Genomic DNA, 1,726 nt, shown 5'->3' on the forward strand with positions numbered 1-1,726 from the left:
CCAACATTCCGCAGGTTGCCAAAAGATTAGGTAGGTGCATAGTAAGGCTCAACATGAGCCCCCAAGAATCGGATGATTGTGCGCCGCTCATCAGTCAGGTTACTAATCTGCTTGAGGTGTCCGAACTGCACAAAATGAATGCCCTGAAACTTCTGAATGACCCACCGAAAGGTAGGGTTGACAGTAGGCTGTTTTTTCTGGTCGAGGATTGTTTGCTGTTGTGCCACCAGGGTTTGTCTAAGCTTACGCTCAGCTAAGGTGTAGACCATCAAAGTCAGGGCCATCACCAGGGCTAGAGCCTCAACTCTTTGGGCTTTTTTGACAAACAGGCTGCTGGCGAAGAACAACGGGTCTTTGAGAAAGCGAAACCCGCGCTCAGTCTTCTGTTGGCCCTTGTACTCTTGCAATAGCTTGTCAGCAGGCCACTGCTGGGTATCGAGGTGATTGGTGGCCAGGATAAACCGACTGCGCTGGTTCTGGTAGGCGGCTTCGGCAGTGCTCTGGCGCTCAAGCTTGGCTTTGAGGCGGTAGCCGGTGGCAGGTGGTGTGTCTTTAGCTTTTGCTTTAGTTCGCTGACCCGGTGCCCGTTTCGGTCGAAGCGTCTCAACGCTGACCTCAGTGAGGTGATGGACCGCCAGGGTGTCTTGGAAGCGCATCAGGGCTTCGAGGGCATCGGGCTTACAGGCAAAAACCTGTTGCTGCAACTGCTTGAGGTCGCGGTGCAATCGTTTCTCTAGCTGCTTGAGCTCGGGCTCCCACAGCGACTGGTCAGCCTTGCGCGTCAGACTCTCAATCAGAATCCAGCGCTGCTGAACTCCACCATACTCAGCGGTTGTCTCCCACATCTGGTAGTCCTTGAGGGTGCAAGCGACTGGCGTCAGTTCGCTGGTATCGCTTTGCACGAGCGCTTGGGCATTGCTCAAGGTTTGGGGCACCCGTGAGACCCATTTGAGTGAGCCGACCTGCTGTAAGTTCGGCTCGCTGTAAAAGGCTGCGTCGATAACGAACACACTGTCCATCTGCCAACTGTTGGCAAACTGGCGCATCAACCCGGCAAACTGCTGCGCGTCACTCTGGTTGCCATCTGCCACCTTCAGCCACAGCGGCACGCCACCATCTGCGCTACACATTAGATTCACCACAAACTGCTTCAGGTCGGGTCGTTGGTCTCTTGAATAGCCCCGACAGATCTCGATGGGCACCTGATCTAAGTCTCCTGACTCAACCCTCTCCCGCTCATACTCGCCTTGCAACGAAAACGAACTCGAGTCTAGATGAACCTGGCCAACATCGACGCCAAATCGCTCCACCGCTTGCATCGCCACACGCAAAAAGAAACTGCTGGTGCCCTCTTCATATAACTCGTCGAGCACACGTCCGAGACGGTCATCGTTGAGGTGACTGGCCTGTATGCCTTCGCCGAGCAAATGCTCAACCGGCTTACTCTCAAAGAACTCGCTGAACAGGTACAAAGGCGCGCTCACAAAGCCCAAACCATTTAGTATCAAAGCTTTGACCACTTGTCCTGCGCTGATGTGCTCCAGCTTATGCTGGCCTAATTGTGCGTTGGTCAGTTCCACCAGTCCCAACTCGTCCACCATCCCAGCAACCAAGCCTAGGTGATCCAGATTCTCTATCTTCAACCGATGCATCCATTCTCTTGAGGGCTGCTTCTACTCTACGGCACACCACCTTTCTTATTCATTGTCAACCTGCGGAATGCAGG

The 1,726-nt window shown here is 54.0% G+C and carries 1 protein-coding gene; it reads right to left on the reverse strand.

Annotated features, from left to right (window positions below):
* Window positions 1-26: 26 nt before the first annotated feature.
* The gene (locus QJQ48_RS28025) at window positions 27-1,643 is read right to left on the reverse strand and encodes an IS1634 family transposase (RefSeq protein WP_346294479.1); all 1,617 of its coding nucleotides are present in this window, start codon (window positions 1,641-1,643) and stop codon (window positions 27-29) included.
* Window positions 1,644-1,726: the final 83 nt, after the last annotated feature.

Source organism: Sphaerothrix gracilis Ecp01 (assembly GCF_030405905.1).
GTDB classification, from domain to species: domain Bacteria; phylum Cyanobacteriota; class Cyanobacteriia; order Phormidesmidales; family Phormidesmidaceae; genus Sphaerothrix; species Sphaerothrix gracilis.